Consider the following 25,506-nt stretch of genomic DNA (forward strand, 5'->3'; position numbering starts at 1 on the left):
CCTTTGATCGCTCGGGGTAGGGATTGAGGAAGGGCACCCGTGCTTGTGATCGAGGACCATGGAGGGTCGGTGGAAACCGTGCCCCGGATGCAGACGACCGCCGGACGCCTGGCGAGACTCGGCTTCGCCGACGGTGCCAGGGCCGAGCGACTGCTCGACGAACTGGGACCGGAGGCCGTCGGCGACATCGACCTGCTGACCTCGCTGGTCGCCGCGGCCGATCCCGACCTGGCGCTCACCTCGCTGAACCGGCTGGCCGAGCAGGATCCCAGCGTTCTTGGAGCGCTCCGGGCCGACCCCGGGATGCGCGAGCGGCTGATCGGTGTCTTCGGCGTCAGCGCCGCGCTCGGCGACCACGTCGTGAGGCACCCTGACCACTGGCGCACGCTCGGCGGGGCGTCGGCCGTGGAGCGTCCGACCGAGGAGGAACTCCGCTCCGAGCTGCTGCTCGCGGTCGGTGCCGAGCCGGATGAGCCCGAGCCGGTCGCCGTCGACGCCTCCACCGCCACCCTGTCGGCGCTGCGCGCCGCCTACCGGGGCCGCCTGCTCCATCTCGCCGCGCGCGACGTCACCGGGGTCGTCTCACTCTCGGAGGTGACCGCCGAGCTGTCCGACCTGGCGGGGGCCGCGCTGGAGGCGGGACTCGCCATCGCCAGGTCCGAGCACCCGGAGGCGGGGGCGGTGAGACTGGCGGTCATCGGCATGGGCAAGTGCGGGGCACGCGAGCTCAACTACATCAGCGACGTCGACGTCATCTTCGTGGCCGAGCCGCGCGAGGGATCCGACAGCTCCCTCGACGAGCACGAGGCGATCAAACTCGCCACCCGGCTCGCCCAGGGCATGATGCGCGCCTGCTCGACCAGCACTCCGGAGGGCGCGCTGTGGGAGGTCGACGCGGCGCTGCGCCCGGAGGGCAAGGCCGGGCCGCTGGTCCGCACCCTCGCCAGCCACCTCGCCTACTACCGGCGCTGGGCGAAGACCTGGGAGTTCCAGGCGCTGCTGAAGGCGAGGCCGGTTGCGGGGGACGCCGAACTCGGCGAGCAGTACGTCGCCGCGATGAACGAGATGGTCTGGCAGGCCGCCACCCGTGACAAGTTCGTCGAGGACGTCCAGGCCATGCGCCGCCGTGTGGAGGCCCACGTCCGCAGCGGCGAGGCCGACCGCCAGCTGAAGCTCGGGCCGGGCGGGTTGCGCGACATCGAGTTCGCGGTGCAGCTGCTCCAGCTCGTCCACGGCCGCCTCGACCCGCTGCTGCGCCGCAGGGCCACGCTGCCCGCGCTCGGTGCCCTCTCCCGCGGCGGTTACGTGGGCAGGGACGACGCCAAGGCCCTCGCCGAGGCGTACACCTTCCTGCGCCAGGTCGAGCACCTGATCCAGCTGCACCGGCTCCGCCGCACGCACGTGGTGCCCGAGGGCAACGCCGACCTGCGCCGCCTCGGCCGGAGCCTGGGCATGACCGCCGACCCGGTGGGGGAGTTCACCACCAGGTGGCGGCGGCACGCCATGGAGGCGAGGCGCCTGCACGAGAAGCTGTTCTACCGGCCGCTGCTGCAGGCCGTGGCCCGGCTGCCCGAGTCGGAGGATCGGCTCTCCACGGCCGCGGCCAAGGCCCGCCTCGAAGCCCTCGGCTACGCGGACCCCGGCGGGGCACTGCGCCACATCAGCGCGCTGACCACGGGCGTCTCCCGCCGCGCCGCGATCCAGCGGACCCTGCTGCCGGTCATGCTCGGCTGGTTCGCCGACGCCCCCGACCCCGACGCCGGTCTGCTCGGCTTCCGCCAGGTCTCGGACAAGCTCGGCTCCACCCCCTGGTATCTGCGGCTGCTCCGCGACGAGACCGCCGTGGCGTCGCGCCTGGCCAAGATGCTCGGTACCAGTCGCTACGTGACGGGCCTGCTGATGAACGCTCCCGAGTCGGTCGCGATGCTCGGCTCGGACACGGAACTCGCCCCCAGACCCGTCGAGGCGGTGCTGTCCGAGGCGCGGACCGTGGTCGCCCGCCATCCCGGGGACGCCGAGGGCGCGGTGGCCGCGGTCAGGGCGCTGCGCCGCAGGGAACTGCTCCGTACGGCCGTCGCCGACCTCTCCGGCATCATCGGCATCGAGGAGGTCGGCCAGACGCTGTCCGGGCTCAACGACGTGACGATCCAGGCCGCGCTGGACGCCGCCATCGACAAGGTCGAGATGGAGCGCCGCACCCCGCTGGGTACGAGGTTCGCGGTGATCGCGATGGGCCGTCTGGGCGGGATCGAGTCCTCCTACGGCAGCGACGCCGACGTGATGTTCGTCCACTCGCCGCGCGAGGGCGTGTCCGAGCGCGAGGCCACCGAGACGGCGTTCGAGGTGGCCAACGAGCTGCGTCGCCTGCTCGCCCTGCCCGCCCCCGACCCGCCGCTGCTCATCGACCCTGGCCTGCGGCCCGAGGGCAAGGCCGGGCCGCTGGTCCGTACCCTCGCCTCCTACGCCGCCTACTACGAGCGGTGGTCGTCGCCGTGGGAGTCGCAGGCGCTGCTGCGCGCCCGTTTCTCCGCGGGGGACGCCGAACTCGGCGTCGGGCTGCTGCACCTGGCCGACCCGCTGCGCTACCCGGAGGAGGGCATCTCCGACGCGGCCGTGCTGGAGATCCGCAGGCTCAAGGCGAGGATGGAGGCCGAGCGCCTCCCGCGCGGCGCCGACCCCGCCCTGCACACCAAGCTCGGCCCCGGCGGGCTGTCCGACGTGGAGTGGGTGGCCCAGCTCATCCAGCTCCGCCACGCGGGGCAGCGGCCGTCGCTGCGCACCACCCGCACCCTGGAGGCGCTGAGCGCGGCGGTCACGGAGGGCCTGCTCGCGGAGGCCGACGAGGCCGTGCTCGCCGAGGCATGGAGGTTCGCCTCCCGTATCCGCGACGCCATCGTCGTGGTGAGGGGTCGCGCCTCCGACGCGATCCCGGTGGACGCCCGTGAGCGCACGCTCCTCGCCCGGGCGCTCGGCTACCCGCCCGACGGTACGGAGGACTTCGTGGACGACTACCGTCGCGTCACCCGTCGTGCCCGCCGGGTCGTGGAGCACGTCTTCTACGAGGACTGATCCACCCGGTTTTCCGGGTCCTTCCGGTCCGACTCCTGTCGGATTGGAAGGACCGGTCCCTCTGGGTGCGGGCCCTTTCCGAAGGCCGTTCTTTTCCGGCCTTCCCCGGCCTTTTCTGGTCTTTCCCGGCCTTCCCCGGCCTTTTCTGGTCTTTCCGGGAGGGCCGGTCTGGCCGGAGTTCCCGGGGGCCGGCGTGTTCGGTGCGGATCGAGGGCCGGTCCGCACCGGAGGGGAGACCCGCTCGTTCGCGTGTTCCCCGGTCACGAAAACCAACCTGTTTGGGTGATCGCGTTGCGCCGCCTGGGGCGGGCGTGTATCAACGGTCCGGGTGATCCATTTGATATCCGTTTACATTGATCTGGCCATCGGCCTGATCCTCGCCTTCCTGCTCCTGTCGCTCCTGGTGAGCGGGATCAACGAGGCATTCGTCCGGCTGCTCGGGATCCGCAGTAAGTTCCTGTGGGCCTACCTCAGGGACACCCTGGACGGCTCGGAGGACGGCAGGTCGTGGATCCCGTCGAAGATAGCCGACGTCTTCGCGAAGCTGCCCTTCTCCGGGGACGATCCGCGTCCGGTGCACAGCTCCGATCCCGCGCCCTCGGTGGTCGAGCCGATGCGGGTCGACCCCGTGGCCGTCCTCGCCTCGGAGAAGGCCAGGGAGAAGGTCTCGGAGGAGATCGCCGAGGGGATCGCCCCGGGGGAGGCGGGTACCGGATCCCCCGGACCCTCCGACTCTTCTGGTTCGTCCGGCTTTCCGACGGACGGGAGGTCGGAACCGTCGGTCGACATGACCGCGCGGCTGTACGAGCGGCTCCAGGAGATCGACCACCCCAAGGGCTCCCGCACCAGCATCGCCAACATCCCGCCCGCACGGTTCTCCGGCGCCGTGATGGAGTTGGTCGCGGCCGAGGAGGGAGGGATCGATGGCCTGCTCGCGAAGCTGGAGGCGATCAACAGCCCTCTCGCGGGTCACCTCAAGGGAGTCTGGGAGGGGGCGCAGCGGGATCTGCCGAGGTTCCGCAAGGGGGTCGAGGACTGGTTCAACGGGGAGATGCAGCGCCTGTCCACGCTCTACGCCCGCTACGTCAAGTGGGTGGTCTTCGTACTGGGAGTGGTCCTGACGCTGGCGTTCAGCATGGACGCGCTGGAGTACGGCAAGACCTTGCTGCGCGACAACGCCTACCGCGCGGGGGTGAGCGCCATCGCGGGCGGCGACGACGGGTACACGGCTCTCAAGGACAAGTGCGCAGGTGCCGAGGTCGGCCTCGCCGAGCCGTACCAGTGCGTGACCGAGTCCCTCAGCTCCCCGGCGCTGGTCAAGATCTTCGACCACGCGATCGTGAGCATCACGATCCCGCCCGACGGCTCCGCCGACCCGTCCTTCAACTGGAACGGCGAAGCCTGGTGGGAGCGGCTCATCACCCTCGGGCACTGGCCCGGCTATCTGCTCACCATGGTCGCGCTGCTGTTCGGCGCCTCGTTCTGGTGGGACGTCCTGCGCCGCCTCACCGGCGTACGGGGCAGTCGTTCCTAGTCCGGGTCGTGTCGCTGTCCGGCGCTAGCGGAGCTCGGCCAGCAGAAGATCGACCTGGGGGAGCGGGTCGGGTCCGAACGGACGGACCACGACGGTGCGGGCACCCGCCTCCCACAGTGACCTGACCTGGTCGGCCGCCTCCTCGGCGGAACCCACCGCCATCACCACCTCGTCGGGAGCGATCTTCAGGAACCCGGCGGATCCCTCGGCCAGGGTGGTGACCGTCGCGGCGTCGTCGCCGATGTAGAGGTTGACGAAGACCACCATCTCGTGATCATCTTCACCGGTCAGCTTCAGGGCCTCCTCGATCTCCCGGGGGCCGACGCCCTCGGGCAGGATCGTGCCCTGCGCCACCCGTCCCGACAGCTCCAGAGAGCGGGGCCGCAACACCCCGGCCAGCACCGGCGGTACGACGGCGGGAGGATGTATCAGGCGCACCCCGTCGAGCCGCACCGCCCTGCCCTCCAGGGTGACCGTCTCACCGCGCAGCAGCCCGCGTACCGCCGTGATCGTCTCCTCAAGCAGTGCCAGTGGTGAGGGGGCGAGGGCGCCCACCTGGCGCATCCAGTCCTGGACGCCGTGCCCGATGCCGGCCGCGAGCCGACCGGGGTGCAGGCGGGCCAGGTTGCCCAGTTCCATGGCGAGCAGGGCCGGGTTGCGCAGGGGCGCGGGGGTGATCCCGATGCCCACCCGCAGGCGCTCGGTGACGGCGAGCGCGGTGGCCGCGGACGAGATCGCCCCGGTCCAGCCGAGATCCTCCACCACCCAGACGTCGTCCACCTCGGCCGCGTCCAGATGGCGGCAGAAGGGGATGAGCGACTCGGGGGGAAGGTCGCGGTCGAACATGACACCCAGACGCATGTCTCTCCTACGGTCGATGTCTTTCTGGTATGGAAGGCTGGGGATCTCGCCGTGCGGTTCTCACGGCAGCCCCTCTGTAGGGCATTCTCCTGTTTCCATGACACTCAGCTGTTTTCAGGGCGGTCTGTTTTCGGGAGGGCGGCTCAGAGGGGTCCCGAGTAGCGGAAGTAGCCCGCGAGGTCGTCGAGGGCCGCGACACGATCGACCCGCACCTCGGTCCCTGTCCTCCGCGCATTGATCATCTTGCCCTGTCCGATGTAGACGCCGACATGATGGGTGCGGACCTTACGCTTACCGACCTTGCCGTAGAAGACGAGGTCACCCGGCTTGGCGACGGTGACGGGGACCCTCTTGAGCCGCTTCACGTGGTCGTCGGTGTTGCCGGGCCCCAGGACGTCGCGCCCGTAGGCGAGGTGGTAGATCCAGCGGGTGAGACCGGAGCAGTCCAGGCCGAGGGTCCGGGTGGCGGGGCAGGGCTTGATCGCCCCCGTGTAACCCCGGCAGGTGCCGAAGGAGGGGCCCGGCTCCTCGCCGTGACCGCCGCCCCAGGAGTACGGGATCGCGCCGCCCCACCAGCCGGGTTGGTGTGATCCGGCCTCGATCGCGTACGCGATGGTGGTGATCCGGTTGAGGGCGGCCGGCAGGGTCGGCGTCGAGGCGCTCAGCAGCAGAAGCATTCCCAGTAGTGCGGCCGCTGCGGCCTGCCGCCGGTGCCCGAGAAGATCGCGAAGTCGGTGAGGACCGGCGTCTGTCACGTCACCTCGCCTGATTTATCCACATAAGTCACGACCAGTCTGCCCAACAACCCGGCCTCGCGCGTCTCATGAGGGCTTCTGGAAGGCTCTTCGCCCGTTCGCCTTCCCGGACGATCCGCGGGCACCGACCGGGGGAGCGTCCGGCATGCCGCGACCCGCGTGCCGGGCACGCGGGTCGCGGTGAGGTGGGCGACGCCGTTCGCCGCCCCGGTGTTGGTCAGTATTGGTCTGTGCTGGTGGGCATTGGTCGGTGCCGGTCAGTTGCCGTCCCCGTCGTTGTCGACACCGCCGTCGTCGTCCACGCCGCCGTCGTCGTCCACACCGGGTCCGGTCGTGTTGACCACATCCGGGCTGTCATCCCTGTCGTTGTCACCGTCGCCCCCGCAACCGCCGACCAGGCCGACGAGCGCCGTCATCGCCGCCGCGGCGACGGCCGCCTTCCGTATGGACTGAGCAAGCATGCGCAACCTCCAGATAGTGATCTCCGGCCGGACTCGTTCACCGCCCGGCCCACTCCCTCTGTCCCATTTGTCGGCGATCTAACGGCGGCAGGGCACTCTCCTTGATCGCGTTGAAGTCGCCCGAGGGGAAGGGGAGCGCTGCGAGGAAGGCCCGGAAGACGATCACGCCGGTCCAGCCGTCTTCACTGCCTGAGTCGATCGCGTTCCGGTGGAATGAAAGTTTCACCCGGCACGCCGTTAATACGGCTCTACGGGACTAATCTCCGACCTGCTGGCATACCTGATCCATCTTCGAGAGAACTGTCATGGCACAAGTTAACGCCGAGCCGAATCAGTGTCTCCCAATCGCCTATCTGGACGCCTGTAGACCCCGGCAATAATCTCCGTGTTGTGCTCCGCCGACATCACGAAAAGAGGTGAGGTTGAAATTGACACGTTCCACAGTACGTCGTGCGGCAGGCTCCGTCGTCATCGCCATCGCGACACTCGCGGCAATCCTGGTGCCCGTCACTCCCGCGCACGCCACCTACGGTCCAGACCAGCCCGTGTCCGTCACGGTGACCTCGAACGCAGGCCCACCGCTCATGCTCGCCCAGCTGACCGGCACGGTGGCGTTCGACGACGGGAACACGAAGTTCAGGTACGCGCTCCAGCTGTGCTGGGGGAGCGGGGCCTACCCCAGCCCGAGCTTCTCCATCACCGTCAACGGCAGCACGCCCCTGTATCCGACCCTGACGGGCACGGCGACCGCTCCCCCCGGATGCCAGGCGTACCTGTCCCTCTACAACGGTGAACACACCCACTCCACCACCCTCAGGAATGTCACCATTAATGTGACGGGCGGCTGGTTCTATCCCGGCAACAGTTACAACAGCCGCACCAAGTCCGTGACCTACGACAATCCTTACAACTGAGTCGCCGGAATACCGATCGGCTTCCAGCGGAAGAGAGATCGTGGTCACTCGGATAGTCGCGCACTCTCGCCGACGTCCTTTGGCGAGAGTGCGTTTGAACCGATGGAGCCCAGGAGATGTGAACTCCTGACTTCCTGTCGGCAGAGGGCGGCCGGTCGCCACCTCGCCGAGCTTCTCGGCCACGAGGACCCCGGGTTCACGCTGCGGACCCGCACAATTTCATGCCGTCGGGACGGGTGCGTATGCGAAAGGCCGCCGAACGCACCCTCGGTGGAGGGGCGGTCGACGGCCTTTCGCGGAAAGCCCGAGTGTCCTGGCGGCTCAACCGCCAGTGTTCAACCAGGTCGGAAGCTCAGTGGCTCAGACGTCGTAGTAGAGCTCGAACTCGTGGGGGTGCGGGCGCAGGCGGATCGGGTCGATCTCGTTCTCGCGCTTGTAGGCGATCCAGGTCTCGATCAGGTCCGGCGTGAAGACGCCGCCCTCCAGGAGGTACTCGTGGTCGGCCTCCAGGGCCGCGAGCACGTCCGACAGGGTGCCCGGGACCTGCGGGATGTTGCGGGCCTCCTCCGGGGGAAGCTCGTAGAGGTCCTTGTCGACCGGCTCGACCGGCTCGATCTTGTTGCGGATGCCGTCGATGCCCGCCATGAGCTGGGCGGCGAAGGCGAAGTAGGGGTTGCAGGAGGGGTCGGGGACCCGGAACTCGATGCGCTTGGCCTTCGGGTTGGAGCCCGTGATCGGGATGCGGATGCACGCCGAGCGGTTGCGCTGGGAGTAAACCAGGTTGACCGGGGCCTCGTAGCCGGGCACCAGGCGGTGGTAGGAGTTGACCGTCGGGTTGGTGAACGCCAGCAGCGACGGGGCGTGCTTGAGCAGGCCGCCGATGTAGTAGCGGGCGGTGTCGGACAGGCCCGCGTAGCCGACCTCGTCGTAGAAGAGCGGCTCGCCGTCCTTCCAGAGCGACTGGTGGCAGTGCATGCCGGAGCCGTTGTCACCGAAGATCGGCTTGGGCATGAAGGTGACCGTGTGGCCGTGCTCCAGGGCCGTGCTCTTGACGATGTACTTGTACAGCATCATGGTGTCGGCGGCCTTGAGCAGCGTGTTGAAGCGGAAGTCGATCTCCGCCTGGCCGGCCGTGCCCACCTCGTGGTGCTGCATCTCGACGTCGATCCCGGCGTCGATGAGCTTGCGGACCATCTCCGAACGCAGGTCGGTGAAGTGGTCCATCGGCGGGACCGGGAAGTAGCCGCCCTTGAAGCGCGGCTTGTAACCGAGGTTGCCGCCGTCCTGGGCCTTGCCGCTGTTCCAGGCGCCCTCGATCGAGTCGATGTGGTAGTAGCTCGAGTGGGCGTTGGTCTCGAACCGGACGTCGTCGAAGATGTAGAACTCGGCCTCGGGGCCGAAGTAGATCGTGTCGGCGATGCCGGTGCCCTTGAGATACTCCTCCGCCTTGCGGGCGACGTTGCGCGGGTCGCGGCTGTAGGCCTCGCCCGTCAGCGGGTCGTGCACGAAGAAGTTGATGTTGAGCGTCTTGTGCTGCCTGAACGGGTCGAGCACGGCCGTGGACGGGTCGGGCAGCAGCAGCATGTCCGACTCGTGGATGGCCTGGAACCCGCGGATCGACGATCCGTCGAACATCAGGCCATCGGTGAAGACAGCGGCTCCGAAGTTCTCCGAGGGGAACGTGAAGTGGTGCGTCGTCCCCGGCAGGTCGGTGAACCTGACATCAACGAACTGCACCCCTTCGTCCTTAATGAACTTCAGGACGTCGTCGGCGGAGTTGAACACGCGAACCTCCCATGGGACGGGCTAACAGGACCGAAAGTATGCCTGTGCCGTTACCGCCCCGTGTCTCGTTTGTTTCACCCGTGTTAAGCGAAAGTCGCCTCCACGCTAGTTCTCGGATCTCGCGTGGACGGGTATGACGGAGGCTTCCTTTGCCCGGTTTTGCCGGATTTTCACGTGTCCGACTTCAGAGGGCTGCACTCCTCGTTCGTCTCCTCCTCCAGTGAGTAGGCGTCCACGGCCTTCGCGCCGGTCTTCAGCGTCAGGTCGGGGGGTGAGTCCGGATAGAACGGGTGTACGAAGACGTCGTCGACGTCGCACCGGGCCGGGGCCGTTCCTCCACCGTTCCAGTCGACGATCCAGAGGCGCAGCCGGCCGCTCTCCCGCCACACGTCCAGCGTGCCGAGGTTGTGCGCGACGAGCCTGGTGAGGGTCTCCGGCCGGCCGGGCCGCTGGATCGCGTACACGAACAGGTAGTTGACCTTGATCCGGACGCCGCTGAACCCGTTCTCCTTGAAGGTGGTGAGCCGGGTCCTGCCGCTGACCTTGAAGGTCTCGCTCACCAGTTCCGCGCTCTTCGGAGCCAGGCTGGTCACCCACCTTCGGCTCTCGTACCCTTTCTTCGACTTGTCAGGACGCTTGAGGCCCTTGACGAAGGGGGCGCGCTGCTCGGAGTCCAGCAGCCGGATCAGCGCGTTCGGCCTGCCGCCCAGCAGCACCTTGCGGTCCAGGTGCGAGGCGATCAGGAGTTTTCTCGCGTGCAGCAGGGCCGTCGACACCTCTTTGCGGCTCAGCCCGCCGAGCGCCCGAGCTTTCGGCATGACCAGCCCCTTGGTGCCGTCGGCGTAGTCCTGGGCGGGGGAGCCGTGGAAGGGGGAGACGTCCGCCGCTTTCACCTGCGCCTGCTCGGGACCCTGGGCCGTCGGGCCGGTGCCGGAGTCCGCGAACCCCGCGAAGACCGAGGCGCGGACGCCCTCGACGACGTCGGGCCGGTAGACGACGAACCCCCCGGCCGCCGCCACCAGGACGGCGACGGCGATCGCCGCCCTCCGCCGCCTGCGGGCCCGCCTGAGGCGGGGCTGCCGCGCCCACTCCTGTTCTGCGATCTTGGTCATCCGCTTGCGTTCCCGCGCGCTGATCTGGTCCGTGAGCGTCTTGAACCGCTGGTCGATGTCGTCGTTGTCAGGCACGGGGGGGCTCCGGGGGGGAAATGTGCTTGTTGAGATACCGACGCATATGATCCATGGCTTTCGCCTGGTCTCGCCAGTCGTTCCGGGCGAGTACGAGGGCGGTACCCGGGGCGGATACCGTTGGGACCATGAGCAGCAAGCAGCCGCGTTGGACCCAGACCTGGCTCGGTGGCGTCCGGTCGGCCGGAGTCGATCTCGGCTACCCGGGGGAGCGGCTCGGGATGCCCGAGGAGGGCAGCGGCGCGGTGGCCGGATTCGGCCGCAGGATCGGCGCCATCATGGTCGACTGGCTGATCTGCACCTGGGCCATCACCCAGGGTCTCCTGCGGATCGACGCCGCCGCGACGCCCTGGGTGCCGGTCCTGATCCTCGCCGTCGAATACCTCCTGCTGGTCGGCACCATGGGGATGACCTTCGGGATGCGCCTGTTCGGCATCCGGGTCGCCGCGCTCGGCGGCGGCGCCCCCGGGTTCGTCTCGGTGCTCGCGCGGACCTTCCTGCTCTGCCTCGCCGTGCCCGCCCTCGTCTGGGACCGCGACCAGCGCGGCCTGCACGACCGTGCGGCGAACACCGTGGTCGTACGTCTCTGAGCCGGCCCGCGCCCGGTTTCTTTCCCCCCTTCTCCGCTCTCCCGTTCCCGGTGCTCGTTCCTGGCCCCCGGTGCGGGCCGAGACCGCCGATTCCTTTTCCGCCCGGCGGTCGTCATACCGTGGGCGCCCGCGCAGGGCGGGACGCCGTACGGGAGGTATGAGGTCGTGAGCGGAGACGAGACAGGCCGGGAACGGTCGGAGGACGCCGAGGTCCTGGCCGCGGCGCTGGCGGGTGACGAGCCGGCGTTCGGCGCGCTCGTCGAGAGGTACCGGCGGGAACTACGGGTGCACTGCTATCGGATGCTCGGCTCGTTCGAGGAGTCCGAGGACATGGTGCAGGAGACGTTCCTGCGCGCCTGGCGCAGGCGGGAGAGCTTCCAGGGGCGCTCGACGTTCAGGGCCTGGCTGTATCGGATCGCGACCAACGCGTGCCTGGACTTCCTCGATCGTCACCCGCGTCGCCCGCGCCCTCGCGAGGCGCCGGTGCTCGCCACTCCGGGCGTGCCGTCGCCGTCCTCGACCGAGGTCTTCTGGCTGCGTCCCTACCCGGACCGCCTCCTGGAGCCCGCCGCGCCCGCCGACGCCGAGCCGGACGCCGCCGTGGTCGCCAAGGAGACGATCGAGCTGGCGTTCATGGCCGCCATCCAGCACCTGCCTCCCCGGCAGCGGGTGGTACTGATCCTGCGCGACGTGCTCGGCTGGTCGGCGCAGGAGGCCGCCGCCCTGCTGGAGGTGAGCGTCGTCTCGGTGAAGAGCACCCTGCAGCGGGCCCGGTCGACGATGCGGGAGAACCTGCCCGCGCGACGGCTGGAATGGGCGCCGTCGTCGGATCCGACCGGTGAGGAACGCGCGGTGCTGCAGCGCTACATCGACGCCGTCGAGCAGGCCGATCCCGCCATCCTGGCCGGGGTGCTGCGCGCGGACGCGTGGCAGTCGATGCCGCCGGCGCCGATCTGGATCCTGGGCGGACCTTCGATCGTCGACACGTGGCGCCCCGCCATGATCGGTCCCGAGGCGTGGGGGGATTGGCGGGTCCTGCCCACCCGCGCCAACCGGCAGCCCGCCGCGGCGGCGTATGTCAGGCGTCCCGGCGAGTCCGAGTACCACGGCTCGTGGCTCGGGGTCCTGCGGGTCGAGGAAGGGCTGGTCACCCAGATCACGACCTTCGGCGCCGAGATCTTCCCGGCTTTCGACCTTCCCCCGACGTTGTGATGGGCGCCGGTGAGGACCCGGCGCCCATCCCTCCCGGAGGGGCCGGGCCGGCGTTCGACGTGCGCAGGGTCGTCGTCGCGCCCGGGGACTCGCACGTCCGCGACGGGGACGAGTGGCGGGGGGCGATCGTCCTGCTGGAGCGAGGGCGGATCGAACTGGTCTGCTCCGACGGCGATCGCCGGGTTTTCCTGCGCGGTGACGTGCTGTGGCTGGACGGGCTCACCGTGCGGGCCCTGCGCAACCCGGGGCGGGAGCCCGCCGTCCTGCTCGCGATCTCCCGGCGCTGATCTTCCTGCGCTGTTTCCCCTCCCGGTTTTCCGGCGCCGACCTCCCGTGACCGGGCGGCGCCGGACCTCGGAGCGAATTTCTCCTCCCGGACCGATTCCTTTCCCGGCCTCCCGCCGTCGTACAGGTCACACACCTCATCACGAAGGGCGAGACGATGAACGATATGCAGAAGCGGGTCCAGGAAGCGGCCGACAAGCTGGTGGAGTCCGGCGCCGAGCGGGGCCTGCAGGTCGCCGCCTACCGGCACGGCGAGCCGGTGGTCGACGTCGTCGCGGGCGTCGCGGATCCGGCCACCGGGCGTCCCGTCACACCGGACACGCCGATCTGGAGCGCCTCGACCGGCAAGGGCGTCACCTCGACGGTGGTGCACGTGCTGGTGGAACGGGGCGTCCTCGGCTACGACACGCCGATCGTCGAGCTGTGGCCGGAGTTCGGTGCCTACGGCAAGGAGCGCGCGACCGTACGGCACGCCCTCACCCACTCGACGGGCGTGCCGGGCGTACCGGTGGCCACCACGCCGGAGGACCTGTGCGACTGGGAGGGGATGTGCGCGGTGATCGCCGACGCCAAGCCCTGGTGGGAGCCGGGCGCCGGCAGCGGCTACCACCCCCAGTCGTTCGGCTACATCGTCGGCGAGATCGTCCGCCGGGCCACCGGCAGGCCGATCTCCCAGGTCCTGCGGGAGGAGATCGCCGGACCGCTGGGTGTGACCGACGAGCTGTTCTTCGGCGTCCCCGAATCCGAGCTGGGCAGGCTCGCCCGCCTGGAGGACGCCCCGAGCGACTTCGAGATGTCCCCGGAGATGTTCGCGGACATCCCGTTCTTCAGGGTCGTGGACGGCTACACGGCGGCGCCGATGGCGGCGATGCCCGACGCCGGTTTCGGCAACCGCGCCGACGTGCTGACCTCCGACATCCCGGCGGGCGGCACCATGTCCGCCCGTGCCGTGGCCCGGATGTACGCCGCCCTGCTGGGCGAGGTGGACGGTGTCAGGCTCGTCTCGCGGGAACGGCTCCGCGAGATCACCGCGGTGGAGTTCAGCGGGACGGACGAGATCACCGCCTTCCCCGCCACCCGGTCACTCGGATACGCCCTCGGCGCCACCGAGCTCCTCAGCAACCCCACCCTGTTCGGCATGGCGGGGAGCGGAGGGTCGGCCGCGTACGCCGACACGGCCACCGGGATCTCGGTCGCCGTGACCAAGAACCTCGTCTCCGCCGGGGATTTCACCACTTTCGACATCCTCGGCGGACTCGTCATGGATCTCGGCGGCGACCGTTAGGGCGTCGCTCGGCGCGAGCGCGCCATCCCACCGGCTGTTCAGGCGGGATGGCGCGCCTGGCGTGCGCAGGTGAAGATCGCGGTGCCGGGCAGGTGGCGGCCGCGCAGCGGACTCCAGCCACCCCACTCGCGCTCGTGACCCGGCGGCCACTCGGGCTCGACCAGCCCTCGCAGCATCAGCCCTGAGGCGGTGATGAGCCCGACCCAGTCGGCCATCGTGCGGTGGTGCTCGACGTAGGAGGGCCGTCCGTCCTCGCCGATCTCCACGTACGCGGAACGGTCGAAGTAGGAGCGGTCGGAGGTGAGCCCGGCGGGGCCGGGGTCGTCGGGGAAGGCCCAGCGGATCGGATGGCTCACCGAGAAGACCAGCAGGCCCCCGGGGCGCAGCACCCGATGGATCTCGGCCAGCACGGCCCCGGCGTCGGCCACGAAGGGCAGCGCGCCGTACGCCGAGCAGGCCAGGTCGAACGTCCGGTCGGCGAAGGGCAGGACCTCGGCGTCCGCCTGGACCACCGGCAGCGCCGACCCGGCGTCCAGGTCGATCCGGCCGGAGTGCTGCAGTTGCCTGAAGGACAGGTCGAAGGCGGCCACCCTGGCCCCCTGCCCGGCCAGCCAGCGCCCGCACTGTCCGGCACCGCAGCCGATCTCCAGCACGTCCTTGCCCGCGACGTCGCCCAGCAGGCGGGCGTCGGCCTCGTCCAGGCCCTCGGGGCCCCAGACGAACCCCGAGTCGCGCAGGAACTCCCCGTGCTCCGCCTGGTATTCGTCGGCGGAGGCGTCCCACCAGCCGCGGTTGGCCCGGGAGGTGTCCGCGGCGTCCACCCGGTGGCGCCCCAACCCGGCGAGGCCCATCAGCGCATCTTCGGGCGGGGCATCTTCGCGCCGCGCGGCAGCGGGCCCTTGGGCATCGGCAGCGTCTGCGGGAGGGCCTTCAGCCGGTTGTTGATCTCGTACAGGGCGGGCTTCTTGAGGTTGCGGGGCAGCTTCATCAGGTGGCGTTGCAGCTTGGCCAGCGGAACCTGCCCATCGCCGTCGCCGGACTGGATGTCGTAGACCGGGACGTCCAGTGCGACCCGCTGGACGCGCTTCTTCTCGGCGACCAGCATCTTCTGCACACGGCTGCCCGGTCCCTCGGAGACCAGGATGATGCCGGGGTAGCCGACCACACGGTGCACGATGTCCTGGTCGCGGGTGACGGCGACGGCGGGAGTGACCTCCCAGTTGCCGCGCATGCCCTGCAGGATCGCGGCGGCGGCGCCGACCTGCCCGTGCAACATGGAGTACTGGGCCCTCTGGGCGAGCTGGCCGAACACCACCAGCCCGACGGTGAGGGCCAGCATGATCCCGATGAAGAGGAGATACCAGAACCAGCCCGTGACCAGGCCGATCACCACGCACAGCGCGAGCGTGCCCAGCGCCGACGCGTAGACGATCGGCATCCCCTTGGGATTGGCTTCCTTGATGATCTTCGCGATCATGCGGAGCTGCTTGATGCGCCCCGGGCGCTCTGAGTCTTCGGGCTTCTTGGCCATGTTCTGAAGGATACAAATCCAGGGGTCAAGAAGTGAAAACGTAATCTGCCGGGCACCGGCTCGTGAAACCGGAAGGACCCCGCTCGGCGAGCGGGGTCCTTCCGGTTTCACGAGCCGCCCGAAGAGGGCTCAGGCGTGCTGGCGAGCCTCGACGGCCTGCTTGTACAGGCGCCCCGCCCGGTAGGAGGAGCGGACCAGCGGCCCGGAGAGGACCCCTGCGAACCCGATCGCCTCCGCCTCCTTCTGGAGCTCCACGAACTCCTCGGGCTTCACCCAGCGCTCGACGGGGTGGTGGCGCGGGGTGGGCCGCAGGTACTGGGTCACGGTGAGCAGGTCGCACCCGGCCTCGTGCAGGTCGCGCATGGCCTGGACGATCTCCTCGCGCTCCTCGCCCATGCCGAGGATCAGGTTGGACTTGGTCACCAGGCCGGCCTGGCGGGCCTTGGTGATCACTCCCAGGGACCGGTCGTAGCGGAACGCGGGCCGGATGCGCTTGAAGATCCGCGGCACGGTCTCGATGTTGTGCGCGAACACCTCGGGCCTGGAGGAGAACACCTCCTCCAGCTGGGCCTGGTCGCCGTTGAAGTCGGGCACGAGCAACTCGACGCCGCAGCCGGGCAGGAGGGCGTGGATCTGCCGCGCGGTCTCGGCGTACAGCCACGCGCCGCCGTCGGGCAGGTCGTCGCGGGCGACACCGGTCACGGTCGCGTAGTTGAGCCCCATCTGCCGCACCGAGTCGGCCACACGGCGCGGCTCGTCGGTGTCGTACGCCTTGGGCTTGCCGGTGTCGATCTGGCAGAAGTCACACCGCCGGGTGCACTGGTCACCGCCGATGAGGAAGGTGGCCTCGCGGTCCTCCCAGCACTCGGAGATGTTGGGACACCCGGCCTCCTGACAGACCGTGTGCAGCCCTTCGCGTTTGACCAGCTCCCGAAGCTCGGTGTGGTTCGGGCCCGTCCTGAACTTGGTCTTGATCCAGTCGGGCTTCTTCTCGATGGGGGTCTCGGCGTTGCGGACCTCAAGGCGGAGGAGTTTCCGCCCGTCGGGGGCGACGGTCATGCGAGCTCCTTCGTCGGTCGAGGGACCGAGGTGGTGCATATCGAGGTGCTGTAAATGTCGTCACGCTCGCTCACCTCACCAGCTTATGTCCCGCCGTAAGCTGCGGCGGCCCCGGGGCGCGGCGCCCGGATCAGCGCCGGAAGAGGTCTTCCTCGAAAAGCTCGAAGGCCTGCGCGCCGAGCGCCTCCGCCAGGTGCTTCTCGGCGTACGGCAGGACCTCGTCGACCACGATCCGGCGGCCGGTCTCGGCCGACAGCGAGGAGACCCCGGCGTCGCTGATGCCGCACGGGACGATCCGGTTGTACCAGCTCGGGTCGTTGGAGCAGTTGAGTGCGAATCCGTGCATCGTGACGCCGCCGGAGACCCGGATGCCGATCGCCCCGACCTTCCTGTCCGGCAGGCCGTGCGAGGGGTCGCCGGCCACCCAGACGCCGCCGCGCCCCTCCACCCGGCCCGCCTGGACCCCGAAGTCGGCGCAGATGTGCACCAGGGTCTCCTCCAGGAGCCTCACGTAGGCGTTCACGTCGAGGGAGCCACCGAGTTTGACGATCGGGTAGCCGACCAGCTGACCGGGACCGTGCCAGGTGATCCGCCCACCCCGGTCGACCTCGACGACAGGGGTGCCGTCGGAGGGCCTCTCGTGCGGCGCGGTGCGTTTGCCCGCCGTGTAGACCGGCGCGTGTTCGAGCATCAGGCAGGTGTCGGGGATCTCCTCGGCCACCCGGCGCGCGTGGATGCGCCGCTGAAGCTCCCACGCCTGCTCGTAGGGAAAGTCAACGCCAAGACGGACGACTGCCAGGTCACTCACGCCTCAAGAGTAGTTGACCCGCCCGTGGTTAAGACGTGAGAAGCCGAGGCTCGATGCGGAACTCCTTGGCTCCACCCGCCCCGTCGTGCTCCACCTTGTAGGCGTAGGCGTCCGGATGGACGCTGACGGCCTGGATGAACTCGGTGCCCACGTAGTGCAGGGCGACGCCCTCGTCGGCCGCGTAGCCCTCGGGCAGCTCGCCGGAGGCCACCGCCTCGTGCAGCAGCCGCCGGCGCTGCGGTTCCGAGTTGTAGTGGACTCCGCAGGAGTAGGGCAGCATGCCCAGCCCGTCGGACCACACCCGCAGTGTCGGCCCGAAGGAGTCGGTGTTGCCGCCCACGTGCCAGCAGAGCGCCCCGGCGCTCTGGCCCGCGAGGACCACGCCCGCCCGCCACGCCTCCTCGAAGATCTCGTCGAGGCCGTGCAACCGCCACAGGGCCGCCAGGTTGGCCACGCTGCCGCCGCTGACGTAGATGATGTCCTGGCTGAGCATCCACTCGCGCGGGTCCTCGACGTTGGGCATCGGGAACACGCTCAGGTGGCTCACCTCGGTGTCCCACGCGCCGAACGCGCCGTACATCCGCAGCAGCCACTCCGCGTCGTCGCCGGTGGCGGTGGCGAGCAGGCCCAGGCGGGGCCGGTCCTGGCCGGTGAGGTCGAGGGCGTATCTGAGCAGTGGGCTCGCCTCCATGGTCCCCTGGCGCGTGGAGAGGCGGAACGAGCCGCCTCCGATCGCGAGGATGTGCGACTGCCCGGGGCTGCCCATGTCTGTCTCCCAAGTGGTTTCATCGACCGGAACGCTGAAAACGGGGATTTCAGATTACGGCGGCGAGTGCCTCGTCGAGACGCGTATGCCGGAACGCGTAGCCGCTCTCCAGCAGGCGCCGCGGGAGCACCCGCTGACCGGTCAGCACCCCTTCCTCGGCGAACTCCCCGATGGCCGCGCGCAGCACGAACCCCGGCACGGCGAGCGGCATCGTGGGCCGGTGGAGGGCCGTGCCGAGAGCCTTGGTGAACTCGGCGTTGGTGACCGGCTCGGGTGCCGTCACGTTCACCGGCCCCGAGATCCCAGGATTTTTCAGGATGTGTTGTACGGCGAGGACCCAGTCGTCGATGGAGATCCACGACCAGTACTGCCGCCCCGATCCCAGCGGGGCGCCCAGCCCCATCCTGAAGACGGGAAGGATCTGCGACAGCATGCCACCCCGGCCGCTCAGCACCAGGCCGGTACGGAGTCTCACCACCCGGATGCCCGCCTCCTCGGCGGGCGCCGTCTCCGCCTCCCACGGCACCACGACCTCCTGGGCGAGGAACCCCTCGCCCGCGGACGCCGTCTCGTCCACGGCCACGTCCCCGGTGTCGCCGTAGAAGCCGATCGCCGAGCCGGACAGCAGCGCCGCGGGCTTCGCCCCCAGACCGGCGAGCGCGCCCGCCAGGGTCCTGGTCCCCTCGACCCGGCTGCGGGTCAGCTCACGCTTGTGGTCCTCGCTCCAGCGCCGGTCGCCGATGCCCGCCCCCGCGAGGTGGATCACCGCCTCCGCGCCCTCCAGCGCGGCCTGGTCGACGACCCCCTTCGCGGGGTTCCAGAAAGCCTCGTCATCGCCTTCCGGCACTCGCCTGACCAGACGGACCACCCGGGCGCCGTCGTCCCGCAGAGCCTCGACCAGAGCCGTTCCCAGCAGCCCGGAGGACCCGGTCACGATGATCGTCATGTCGTCCAATGTAATCGACCTCCCCCTGGAGCTTCGGAAACCGGGCGCCCACCGGATTCGCGTCGCCCCGCCTCTCGGCCGGTCCGCCGCCGGGGAGAACGAGCCGGGCCGGCCCGCGAGGTCGCGGACCGGCCCGGAAGGAGAGAACGGACGGCTAGCCGTGCAGGCCCAGCTGGTTCTCGAAACGGCCGTCCTCGAGACGACGCTTGATCGTCGTCAGGAAGCGGGCGGCGTCGGCGCCGTCGACCAGGCGGTGGTCGTAGCTGAGCGCCAGGTACATCATCGAGCGGACGGCGATGACCTCGCCGTCGGGGGTGTCCAGCACCACGGGACGCTTGACGACGGCACCGGTGCCCAGCATGCCGACCTGCGGCTGGTTGAGGATCGGCGTGTCGAACAGCGCGCCACGGCTGCCGGTGTTGGTCAGCGTGAACGTGCCGCCGGTGATCTCGTCCGGGCTCACCTTGTTGGTGCGGGTGCGCTCGGCGAGGTCGGCGATCTTGCGGGCGAGCCCGGCGATGTTGAGGTCGCCGGCGTCCTTGATCACCGGGACGAGCAGGCCGCGCTCGGTGTCCGTCGCGAAACCGAGGTGCTCGGTGTCGAAGTACGTGACCTCGTTGGTCTCGCTGTTGATCGTGGCGTTCAGCTTGGGGTGCTGCTTGAGCGCCTCGATCGTGGCGAGGGCGAAGAACGGCGTGAAGGTGAGTTTGACGCCCTCGCGCCGCTGGAACTCGGCCTTCGCCTGCTCACGCAGCCGCGCGATCTTGGTGACGTCGACCTCGACCACGCTGGTGAGCTGGGCCGAGACCTGCAGCGACTCGACCATGCGCTTGGCGATGGTCTGGCGAAGCCGCGACATCTTCTCGGTGCGCCCGCGCAGCGTGGTGTCCACCGCGACCGGCTCGGGGGCCTGCGGCGCGGACGGCTGGGCGGCGGCCTGCGGGGCGGAGGTCTGCGGCTGGGCCTGCTGCTGGGCCTGGGCCGCGCTGGCACGCTCGCGCTGCTCGCGGGCCGCCTCCAGGACGTCCTGCTTGCGGATGCGCCCGCCGACACCGGTGCCGGTGAGCGAGTCGAGGTCGACGCCGTGCTCGCCGGCGAGCTTGCGCACCAGCGGGGTGACGTACGGGCTGTCGCCCGACGGCTGCGCGACGGGCTCGGACACCGCCATCGGGGACGGAGGCGCGGCCTGGGAGGGCTGGGCGGTCTGGGGAGCCTGCTGCGGGGCCTGCTGCTGCGGAGCCGGGGCCTGCTGTGCCTGTGCGGGGGCCTGCTGCTGCGGAGCGGGCTGCGGGATCGAGGAGGCCGGCTGCGCCTGCTGCTGCGGGGCGGGCTCAGGCTCGGGCTCGGGCTCGGGGGCCTTCTCCTGCGCGGGGGCCGCGCCCTCGGTGCCGTTCTCGTCGATGACGGCGAGCTCGGCGCCGACCTCGACGGTCTCGTCCTCGGCCACCACGATCTTCGTGAGGATGCCCGCGGCCGGGGACGGGATCTCGGTGTCGACCTTGTCGGTGGAGACTTCGAGAAGGGGCTCGTCGGCCTCGACGCGCTCGCCCTCCTTCTTCAGCCAGCGGGTGACGGTGCCCTCCGTGACGCTCTCACCGAGCTGGGGCATCTGTACGGACTTCGGCATAGGTTGTCTTCTCTCGCGTTCCGAGTGAGGGCTTGCGTTAGTTGTGGACGTGGAGCGGCTTGCCGGCGAGCGCCAGCATCGCCTCGCCGACGGCCTCGGACTGGGTGGGGTGCGCGTGGACGAGCTGCGCGACCTCGGAGGGCAGGGCCTCCCAGTTGTAGATCAGCTGTCCCTCGGTCACCAGCTCGCCGATGCGGCGGCCGACCATGTGCACGCCGAGCACCGGGCCGTCCTTCTCCGCGATGATCTTGACCGCGCCCTGCGTCTGCAGGATCTGGCTCTTGGGGTTGCCCGCGAGGTCGTAGGTCATCTCGACGATCTCGTGGCCGCGCTCCCTGGCCTGGGCGGAGGTGATGCCCACCGAGGCGACCTCGGGGTCGGAGTAGGTGATCCGGGGGACGCCGTCGTAGTCGATCGGCACGGGGTTCAGACCGGCGATGTGCTCGGCCACCAGGATGCCCTCGGCGAAGCCCGCGTGCGCGAGCTGAAGGGTCGGGATGAGGTCGCCGACCGCGTACACGCCCGGCACGCTGGTCTGGCAGAACTCGTTCACCGTGACGGTGCCGCGCTCGATCGCGATGCCCGCCTCCTCGAAGCCCAAGCCCGCGGAGACCGCGCCGCGGCCGACCGCGACCAGCAGCAGCTCGGCGTCGAGGGTCTTGCCGTTGGCCAGGCTGACGACCACGCCGGTGTCGGTGGTCTTGACGCCCTCGAAGAAGACGCCCAGCTCCTGCTTGATGCCGCGGCGGCGGAAAGAGCGCTCCAGCAGCTTGGAGCTGGACTCCTCCTCCAGGGGCAGCAGGTGCGGCAGTCCCTCGACGATCGTCACCTCGGCGCCGAAGGAGCGCCAGACGCTGGCGAACTCCACGCCGATGACGCCGCCGCCCAGGACGACCACCGAGGTGGGCACCCGGTCGAGCTTGAGCGCGTGCTCGCTGGTGATGATCCGCTCGCCGTCGATCTCCAGGCCCGGGAGGGACCTGGGCGCGGAGCCGGTCGCCAGCACGATGTTGCGGCCCTCGTAGACCTCGGAGCCCACCGCCACCCGGTTCGGGCCCGCGAGACGGCCCTCACCTTCGATGATCGTGATGCCCTTGCTCTTGAGAAGGCCCTGCACGCCCTTCCAGGCGCGCGTGACGATCTTGTCCTTGAACGCGTGGACCGCGGGCACGTCGATGCCCTCGAAGCGGGCCTTGACGCCGTAGGTCGCGCTTTCGCGAGTCTCGTCGGCGACCTCCGCGGAGTGCAGAAGCGCCTTGGTGGGGATGCACCCGCGATGCAGGCACGTACCGCCGATCTTGTCCTTCTCGATCAGCGCGACCGTCTTGCCCAGCTCGGCGGCCCGCAGAGCGCAGGCATACCCGCCGCTACCGCCACCTAGGACGACGATGTCGTAGGGGCCGCTGCCATCAGCCACAGGAAAGCTCCTTGTCGGATCGTAATACCGTCTTCACGGTCGCACCCCTCGTCGTGCCCTGGGCGGCCGCGTGGATCCTCGATCGCATCCACGCCGCCACCGGACCCGGCTCGGCGCCGCACCGGTGCCCGCCCTCGGCCTGACCCCGGCAACCGCATCTTTTCATTTGTCCAGAGTTGCTTGTGACCCCGCCCGCGCGGGGCCGACGGTCAGCGCGAAGGCTCGCCCGCGTAACGCTCGGCCAGGCCGACGAGGGTCCGGGTGATCGCCCCGGTGCCGCCCTTCGGCGTGTAGCCGTGGGCCTCGCCCTTGTTGAAGGAGGGGCCGGCCATGTCGATATGTGCCCAACGGACCCCGTCGGGCACGAATTCCCGCAGGAAGATGGCGGCTGTCAGCATCCCGCCGAAACGCTCGGGGTGCAGGTTGGCGATGTCGGCCACCGGGGAGTCGAGACCCTTGCGCAGCTCGTCGGGCAGGGGCATGGGCCACGCGGCCTCGCCCTGCTCGCCCGCCGTCGCGACGATCTCCGCGCGCAGGTCGTCGTCGTTGCCCATCACGCCCGCCGTCCGCCAGCCCAGCGCGACGATCTGCGCGCCGGTGAGCGTGGCGACGTCGACGATCACATCGGGGTCGTCCTGCCCGGCGCGGGCGATGCCGTCGATGAGGACCAGACGGCCCTCGGCGTCGGTGTCGAGCACCTCGACGGTCTTGCCCGCGAAGCTGGTGAACACGTCGGAGGGGCGCTGCGCGGTGCCGCTCGGCATGTTCTCGGCCAGGCAGAGGTAGCCGACCGCGTTCACCTTCAGGCCCAGCCTCGCGATCGCGAGGAGGGCGCCGAGGACCGCGCCCGCGCCGCTCATGTCCGACTTCATCCAGTCCATCGAGGTCGTCGGCTTGAGCGACAGGCCACCCGAGTCGAAGGTGATGCCCTTGCCGACGTACGCGAGTTTCTTGCCGGCCTCGGGGTGGCTGTAGGAGAGGCGGACCAGCCGGGGAGGGTTGGCCGACCCCTGGCCGACGGCGACGATGCCGCCGTAACCGCCCTCCTTGAGCGCTTTTTCGTCCAGGACCTCCACCGACAGGCCGGCCTCGGAGCCCACCCGCTCGGCGATCTCGGAGAAGCGGGCCGGCCACAGGTCCGACGGCGGGGTGTTGACCAGGTCGCGGACGAGGGAGACCGACTCGGCCAGGGTGCCGGCGCGCTCGATCGCGGCCTGGGCGCCCTCGGCGTCGGTGAGCACGGCCAGCTCCGACACCGGGGAGACCTGCTCTGAGCTGGTGCGGTACTTGGTGAAGGAGTAGGCGCCGAGAAGGCCGCCCAGGGCGACGGCGCCGGCGTGCTCGGCGCTCGCGGCGGGCAGGGCGAGCGCCACCCGGCCGGTGCCGGCCAGGGCGCGGACCGCGGTGCCCGCGGCGCGGCGCAGGACCTCGGCGTCGTAGCCGTCGCCGGAACCGTCGTGGGGGACCTCGGGGGCCTCGCCCAGGCCGACGACGACCAGCAGGGGCGCGGTCAGCGCGCCGAAGGTGGGGATCTTGGAGATCTCGCCCGGCTTACCCTTGGCGCCCACGCTCTCCAGCGTGGCGGCGAGTCTGCCACCGAGCGCCTGGTCGAGGCCTTCGGCCCCGGGAGCCGGGAGCAGGCCGTCAGGTCCGGTGTGGACGCCGACGACCAACGCGTCGGTGGCGAACGAGACAGCGTTGTCAGTTGGGGTAAGCCGCACAGTGGTCACGTATGCCGATGCTAGTCGGGCTGGGGCAGTACGCATAAACGAGGGTTCATCCTACGAATCGTGGTCTTCGATGGTGCTATTCGGGGTGGCATCATCGGGCGTATTGGTGCTAATGTCGCTAGCATCATGTTACTCACCTTGGATCTCAACGATCCCCGGCCCCTGCACGAGCAGGTCGCCGAGGCGATCAGGCGCGCCGTCGCCGAGGGATCGTACGCTCCGGGAGACCGGCTCCCGCCGGCTCGCGACCTGGCCGCCGCGTTGGGCATCAACGCCAACACGGTGCTGCGCGCCCTGAGGGACCTGCGCGACGAGGGGGTGCTGGAGTTCCGCCGGGGCCGCGGCGTGACCGTGCTCAGCCGGCCGAATCCGCGCAGCGTCATCGAGGAGAAGCTGCGCTCCCTGCTCGACGAGGCCGTCCAGTACGGCTACCGCCACGACGACGTCATCGAGCTCATCAGGGAACTGTCATGACCGGGCCGGGTGCCCGGTCCTTCGAAGAGGGGACCGACGTGGGTCTGCGAGCCCGATTCCTGTCCATCGCCACCTGCTGGTTCGGGCTGGTAACCGTCGCGCTGATCGCGGCGCCGTTGGCGCTGCGGGATCGGCTGCCCGATCCGGTCGCCACCCACTGGGGGCCGTCCGGCGCGCCCGACAACTCGATGCCGTTCCTCGCGTCGTTGCTGTTCCAGGTGGGCCTGTGGACGCTGCTCGCGGGCGGCGCGCTGGGGTTCGCGTTCGTCAACACCGCGATGTTCAGACGCAGGACGAGCCGCATGGCGCTCGGCGCCGTGCTGGGAGGCGTCGGCCTGTTCTTCCCGGGGTTGCAGGTCGTCACGCTGATGGCCAACCTCGACGCCCCCCACTGGAGGCAGGCCGACGACCTGGGGTGGGGCGCGCTGCTCGCGGTCGCGGGGCTGGTGCTGGGCGGCTGGCTCGGTGCCCTCGCCGCCCGCCCGGGGCCCGACGAGCGTCCCGAGTCGTCCGCCGTCCCCACCCGGCGGGTCCCGCTCCGCCCCGGCCAGCGCGCGGTGTGGGTCTCCTCGGTGAGCAGCGGCCCTCTCGTCGCGCTCGGCGGCTCCGTGCTGGCCGTGGGAGGAGGGCTCGCCGTGCTCGCCCTGATCGGCGGCGACAGCGCGCTGTGGACCCCCGCGACGATCACGTTCCTGGCGGGCCTGCTGGCACTGACCTTCAGCTCGGTGCGGGTGCAGATCACCGAGGAGGGTGTCGTGCTCTTCTACGGGCCGCTCCGCCTGCCCCGCAAGCACATCCCGATCGAGCGGGTGGAGCGGGCCTGGTCGGAGCAGCTGTTCCCGTCCGACGTCGGAGGCTGGGGCATCAGGGGCCTGCCCGGGGCCGTGACGGTCATGATCCGCGGCGGGGAGTGCCTCATGGTGGGTTACGTCTCCGGTGGCCGCTTCGCCGTCTCGATCGACGACGCGGCGAGCGGGGCCGCCCTGCTGAACACCCTCGTGGACCGGGCGGCCACCGAGCCGTCCGCCCGCTGACCTCCTGTCCTCCGTCCTGCCTTCTCCTGCCTTCCCCGACTTTCCCCGACTCCGACTTTCCCCGGCTCCGGCCCTCTCCGCCCCCCTTTGATCTCCGTCCCTCGACGTCCTGTCTTCCGGACTTCGCCCGCTGTTCCGCTCTCCGCCCGTCCATCCACCCCGTCTCGTCCTCCACA

Annotated in this window: 24 protein-coding genes; 10 read left to right on the forward strand and 14 right to left on the reverse strand. The window is 70.1% G+C overall.

Translation table 11 applies throughout. The features are described 5' to 3' along the window. The first annotated feature begins 87 nt into the window (after positions 1–87). Together ACIBH4_RS29405 and ACIBH4_RS29410 are read left to right on the forward strand one after the other, a co-directional pair. A complete protein-coding gene (locus ACIBH4_RS29405; RefSeq protein ID WP_362502255.1) occupies positions 88–3,069 on the forward strand; it encodes a bifunctional [glutamine synthetase] adenylyltransferase/[glutamine synthetase]-adenylyl-L-tyrosine phosphorylase in 2,982 nt (993 codons plus the stop codon). 328 nt (positions 3,070–3,397) lie between these two features. Further along, positions 3,398–4,603: a hypothetical protein gene (locus tag ACIBH4_RS29410; RefSeq protein WP_362502036.1), complete on the forward strand. Its 1,206-nt coding sequence runs from the start codon at positions 3,398–3,400 to the stop codon at positions 4,601–4,603. 24 nt (positions 4,604–4,627) lie between these two features. Here ACIBH4_RS29410 and ACIBH4_RS29415 read toward each other — a convergent pair whose 3' ends face one another. From ACIBH4_RS29415 to ACIBH4_RS29425, 3 genes are all read right to left on the reverse strand, one after another. Continuing rightward, positions 4,628–5,464 carry an LLM class flavin-dependent oxidoreductase gene (locus tag ACIBH4_RS29415; RefSeq protein ID WP_362502038.1) on the reverse strand — a complete coding sequence of 279 codons (837 nt, stop codon included), beginning with the start codon at positions 5,462–5,464 and terminating at the stop codon, positions 4,628–4,630. A 143-nt stretch (positions 5,465–5,607) separates the two neighbouring features. Continuing rightward, a complete protein-coding gene (locus ACIBH4_RS29420; RefSeq protein WP_362765166.1) occupies positions 5,608–6,141 on the reverse strand; it encodes an NlpC/P60 family protein in 534 nt (177 codons plus the stop codon). A 335-nt stretch (positions 6,142–6,476) separates the two neighbouring features. Beyond that, entirely contained in the window at positions 6,477–6,680 is a 204-nt protein-coding gene (locus tag ACIBH4_RS29425; protein ID WP_362502042.1) for a hypothetical protein, read from the reverse strand. Positions 6,681–7,108: 428 nt separating this feature from the next. Between ACIBH4_RS29425 and ACIBH4_RS29430 the strand changes: the two genes are divergently transcribed. Next, positions 7,109–7,594: a hypothetical protein gene (locus ACIBH4_RS29430; protein ID WP_362502044.1), complete on the forward strand. Its 486-nt coding sequence runs from the start codon at positions 7,109–7,111 to the stop codon at positions 7,592–7,594. Between the two features lie 360 nt (positions 7,595–7,954). Here the strand turns inward: ACIBH4_RS29430 and glnA are convergent, their stop codons facing one another. Continuing rightward, complete coding sequence (gene glnA, locus ACIBH4_RS29435; RefSeq protein WP_350947432.1) at positions 7,955–9,379, reverse strand: type I glutamate--ammonia ligase; 1,425 nt, start codon at positions 9,377–9,379, stop codon at positions 7,955–7,957. Positions 9,380–9,549: 170 nt separating this feature from the next. Then, positions 9,550–10,566 (reverse strand): hypothetical protein, encoded by a 1,017-nt coding sequence (locus tag ACIBH4_RS29440; RefSeq protein WP_362765164.1) that lies wholly within the window; start codon positions 10,564–10,566, stop codon positions 9,550–9,552. A 128-nt stretch (positions 10,567–10,694) separates the two neighbouring features. On the opposite strand from ACIBH4_RS29440, the gene ACIBH4_RS29445 reads away from it, so the two are divergent. From ACIBH4_RS29445 to ACIBH4_RS29460, 4 genes are all read left to right on the forward strand, one after another. Continuing rightward, positions 10,695–11,156, forward strand: a complete 462-nt coding sequence (locus tag ACIBH4_RS29445; RefSeq protein ID WP_350947434.1) for an RDD family protein — start codon at positions 10,695–10,697, stop codon at positions 11,154–11,156. Positions 11,157–11,321: 165 nt separating this feature from the next. Further along, positions 11,322–12,368 carry an RNA polymerase subunit sigma-70 gene (locus ACIBH4_RS29450; protein WP_362765161.1) on the forward strand — a complete coding sequence of 349 codons (1,047 nt, stop codon included), beginning with the start codon at positions 11,322–11,324 and terminating at the stop codon, positions 12,366–12,368. Beyond that, the gene (locus ACIBH4_RS29455) at positions 12,368–12,655 is read left to right on the forward strand and encodes a hypothetical protein (protein WP_362502051.1); all 288 of its coding nucleotides are present in this window, start codon (positions 12,368–12,370) and stop codon (positions 12,653–12,655) included. The genes ACIBH4_RS29450 and ACIBH4_RS29455 overlap by 1 nt, the downstream gene beginning before the upstream one ends. A 155-nt stretch (positions 12,656–12,810) precedes the next feature. Next, positions 12,811–13,938: a serine hydrolase domain-containing protein gene (locus ACIBH4_RS29460; protein ID WP_362765158.1), complete on the forward strand. Its 1,128-nt coding sequence runs from the start codon at positions 12,811–12,813 to the stop codon at positions 13,936–13,938. Positions 13,939–13,976: 38 nt separating this feature from the next. On the opposite strand, the gene ACIBH4_RS29465 is transcribed toward ACIBH4_RS29460, so the two are convergent. The 8 genes from ACIBH4_RS29465 to lpdA form a co-directional block, all read right to left on the reverse strand. Next, complete coding sequence (locus ACIBH4_RS29465; protein WP_362765155.1) at positions 13,977–14,789, reverse strand: class I SAM-dependent methyltransferase; 813 nt, start codon at positions 14,787–14,789, stop codon at positions 13,977–13,979. Continuing rightward, positions 14,789–15,469 (reverse strand): DUF4191 domain-containing protein, encoded by a 681-nt coding sequence (locus tag ACIBH4_RS29470; protein ID WP_350947439.1) that lies wholly within the window; start codon positions 15,467–15,469, stop codon positions 14,789–14,791. The genes ACIBH4_RS29465 and ACIBH4_RS29470 overlap by 1 nt, the downstream gene beginning before the upstream one ends. A 129-nt stretch (positions 15,470–15,598) precedes the next feature. Further along, positions 15,599–16,528, reverse strand: a complete 930-nt coding sequence (gene lipA / locus ACIBH4_RS29475; protein WP_362502058.1) for a lipoyl synthase — start codon at positions 16,526–16,528, stop codon at positions 15,599–15,601. A 130-nt stretch (positions 16,529–16,658) separates the two neighbouring features. Then, entirely contained in the window at positions 16,659–17,336 is a 678-nt protein-coding gene (gene lipB / locus ACIBH4_RS29480; RefSeq protein WP_362502060.1) for a lipoyl(octanoyl) transferase LipB, read from the reverse strand. A 28-nt stretch (positions 17,337–17,364) separates the two neighbouring features. After that, positions 17,365–18,102: a peptidase E gene (locus ACIBH4_RS29485; protein WP_362502062.1), complete on the reverse strand. Its 738-nt coding sequence runs from the start codon at positions 18,100–18,102 to the stop codon at positions 17,365–17,367. 49 nt (positions 18,103–18,151) lie between these two features. Then, positions 18,152–19,048 carry a TIGR01777 family oxidoreductase gene (locus ACIBH4_RS29490; RefSeq protein WP_362765152.1) on the reverse strand — a complete coding sequence of 299 codons (897 nt, stop codon included), beginning with the start codon at positions 19,046–19,048 and terminating at the stop codon, positions 18,152–18,154. 154 nt (positions 19,049–19,202) lie between these two features. Further along, complete coding sequence (gene sucB / locus ACIBH4_RS29495; RefSeq protein WP_362502067.1) at positions 19,203–20,675, reverse strand: 2-oxoglutarate dehydrogenase, E2 component, dihydrolipoamide succinyltransferase; 1,473 nt, start codon at positions 20,673–20,675, stop codon at positions 19,203–19,205. Positions 20,676–20,712: 37 nt separating this feature from the next. Next, positions 20,713–22,092 carry a dihydrolipoyl dehydrogenase gene (lpdA, locus tag ACIBH4_RS29500; RefSeq protein WP_362502069.1) on the reverse strand — a complete coding sequence of 460 codons (1,380 nt, stop codon included), beginning with the start codon at positions 22,090–22,092 and terminating at the stop codon, positions 20,713–20,715. 11 nt (positions 22,093–22,103) lie between these two features. On the opposite strand from lpdA, the gene ACIBH4_RS29505 reads away from it, so the two are divergent. Further along, the gene (locus ACIBH4_RS29505; RefSeq protein ID WP_362502071.1) at positions 22,104–22,235 is read left to right on the forward strand and encodes a hypothetical protein; all 132 of its coding nucleotides are present in this window, start codon (positions 22,104–22,106) and stop codon (positions 22,233–22,235) included. Positions 22,236–22,301: 66 nt separating this feature from the next. On the opposite strand, the gene ACIBH4_RS29510 is transcribed toward ACIBH4_RS29505, so the two are convergent. Continuing rightward, positions 22,302–23,858 carry a leucyl aminopeptidase gene (locus ACIBH4_RS29510; RefSeq protein ID WP_362765149.1) on the reverse strand — a complete coding sequence of 519 codons (1,557 nt, stop codon included), beginning with the start codon at positions 23,856–23,858 and terminating at the stop codon, positions 22,302–22,304. Between the two features lie 90 nt (positions 23,859–23,948). On the opposite strand from ACIBH4_RS29510, the gene ACIBH4_RS29515 reads away from it, so the two are divergent. Together ACIBH4_RS29515 and ACIBH4_RS29520 are read left to right on the forward strand one after the other, a co-directional pair. Then, complete coding sequence (locus ACIBH4_RS29515) at positions 23,949–24,296, forward strand: GntR family transcriptional regulator (RefSeq protein ID WP_350947448.1); 348 nt, start codon at positions 23,949–23,951, stop codon at positions 24,294–24,296. Further along, positions 24,293–25,330: a DUF1648 domain-containing protein gene (locus ACIBH4_RS29520; RefSeq protein WP_362502076.1), complete on the forward strand. Its 1,038-nt coding sequence runs from the start codon at positions 24,293–24,295 to the stop codon at positions 25,328–25,330. The genes ACIBH4_RS29515 and ACIBH4_RS29520 overlap by 4 nt, the downstream gene beginning before the upstream one ends. Positions 25,331–25,506 lie beyond the last annotated feature (176 nt).

Source organism: Streptosporangium sp. NPDC050284, assembly GCF_044459525.1.
Lineage (GTDB): Bacteria > Actinomycetota > Actinomycetes > Streptosporangiales > Streptosporangiaceae > Streptosporangium.